This is a genomic window from Arthrobacter sp. JCM 19049 (assembly GCF_001310435.1).
On the sequence record NZ_BAXF01000370.1, the window covers coordinates 1 to 2199 of the forward strand.

Below are 2199 nucleotides of genomic sequence, written 5' to 3' on the forward strand. Positions count from 1 at the left end.
CGATCAGGTCTTGCCGCACCCGGGAGGCCCGTAGAGCAGGATGCCCTTCGGGCGCTCAGCCCGTGTTCGCGGTACAGCTCCGGATGGCTGAAGGGCAGCTCCACCGCGTCCTGGATCGCCTCGATCTGGTTGCTCAGCCCGCCGATGTCGGAGTAGGAGATGTCCGGGACTTCCTCCAGCACCAGGGACTGCATGTCGGTCAGCTGCACCCGGCTCATGGCCAGCCCGGTGCGCGGGTCCAGGGTGAGCTGGTCCCCCACCGCAGGTGCTCCTGGCGCAGCGGCTGGGCCAGTTCCACCACCCGCTGGTCATCGGCGCGGGCCATCACCACTACCTGGTGGTGCTCCAGGATTTCCTTGACGGTCACCAGTTCCCCGGTGTGCTCGTAGCCCAGGGCGGCGACGATCACCATCGCCTCGTTCAACAGCACCTGCTGGCCCACGTGCAGCTTCTCGAAGTCCAGCAGCGGGCTGATGCCCACCCGTAGGCGCCGCCCGCCCTGGGAAATGTCCGCGGACTGCACGGCGGTGGATTCGATCCCGGTGCCCGCCTCGGGGTGCTGGCGCGGGTGCTTGGCCAGGATGGTGCCGTGGCTGAAGGGGGTGTCCCCGTCCTTTTCCAGGGCCGACTTCAGGTCCACGATCTGTTCACGGGTGCGTTCGAGCATGGCCACCAGGCGCTGGTTGTTGCCGCTGAGCGTGGCCAGCTGCCGGTCCAGGTTGCGGTTCTTGTCCCGCAACACGTTGACCTGGCGTTCGGTCATGGACAGTCGTTCGGTCAGTTCCTGGTCATTGTGCTCGGACACTTGATCCCTCCCACGGCATCGGCAACGGTCAGCTGGCCCATTAATGGGTTTCCCGTCTTAGGTCATCCTACGGAGCAAGTACGCCGCACCGTAATCCGATGAGCGAATGTTGCCCACATACTGGAATCTACTCCTGTTCACGCACCCGTGCAGGGCGAGTTGCATCACGTGCGGCCCGGCGCAGCTTCTTGTCCGAGACCCCGCGCTCCCCCAGGGCTTCGGGCGTCCATTCGGATTCGTCGTGGTCCCTGGTCCAGGCCGAGACGTCCTCGGCGGCGAAGTTGTGTTCCTTCACGCGCTTGGCCTTCGGGATGCCCTGGGAGTCATCGGCCAGCCGGCGGGCGGTGATCAGAAACGCGGTGTGCGCCACCATCCGGTGGTCCGGGCGCACCGCCAGCCCGTCCACGTGCCAGCCGCGCACCAGGGTTTCAAAGCATTCGGGTTCGGTGAACTGCCCGGAGGCGCGGATCGCCTCGACCACCCGGGACATCTGGGTCACGGTGGCCACGTAGTTGGTCCACACCCCGCCGGGGGCCAGCACGGTGGCGACCGCGTCCAGGCATTCCCAGGGGCTGAGCATGTCCAGCACCACCCGGTCCACGCTGCCCGGCTCCTCCAGTTCGACCACCTTGTCCTGGAAGTCCCCGATGGAGATCTGCCAGGCCGGGTGCTCGCCGCCAAAGACGGTGTCCACGTTCCCGCGGGCAATCTCGGCGAACTCCTCCCGGCGTTCGAAGGAGTGCAGGAACCCGGTGTCCCCGATGGCGCGCAGCAGCGAGATCGACAGGCCCCGGAACCCACCCCGGCCTCCACGACGCGGCTCCGGGGAAGATGTCCCCGAACTGCACGATCTGCGCGGCGTCCTTCGTAGATCACCGCCGCCCCGCGCGGCATGGACAGCACGTAGTCCTTCGCCAGCGGGCGCAGCAGCTGGTAGCGGTAGCCCTCCACGTTCTCGATGACCGAGCCGTCGGGCAGCCCGATGATCGCATCGTGTTCCAGGATGCCCTTGTGCGAGTGGAACTGCCCGCCGGCCTCCAGGGTGATGGTGTTGATGCGGCGCTTCTCATCGGTCAGCTGCACCCGGTCCCCGACCGAAACGGTCCGCGGCGGGCGGCGGCCCCGTGGGGCATGCTGGCTTGGTTCTGGCTCACGAAATTGGCTTCCTTCTGGCTGATGCTGTCTACAGGGTTGATGTGCGGTGTGCGGGCGAAAATTGCGGGTGGGCGGGTCAGCGCACGTTCAAGGCGCGCAGGATCTGTTCCTGGTGCAGCACCCGACGATGTAGCCTTCCTCGCTGATCACCGCGTATTCGGCGGTTTCCACGGTGGCCAGGTAGTGGATCAGGGTGTCCCCGTCCGAGTCCTGGGCGATCACCGCCCCCTGCCCCAGCG

Annotated in this window: 1 protein-coding gene and 2 pseudogenes; all 3 read right to left on the reverse strand. The window is 66.8% G+C overall.

What is annotated here, in order from left to right; all coding sequences use genetic code 11:
- Positions 1-260: pseudogene (locus JCM19049_RS20700) on the reverse strand (proteasome ATPase); the annotation flags it as partial.
- Positions 215-805, reverse strand: coding sequence for a hypothetical protein (locus JCM19049_RS12275; protein WP_279403119.1), 591 nt, complete (start codon positions 803-805; stop codon positions 215-217). The gene JCM19049_RS12275 and the pseudogene JCM19049_RS20700, both read right to left, overlap by 46 nt.
- A gap of 127 nt (positions 806-932) precedes the next feature.
- Positions 933-1938: pseudogene (locus JCM19049_RS12280) on the reverse strand (tRNA (adenine-N1)-methyltransferase).
- Positions 1939-2199 lie beyond the last annotated feature (261 nt).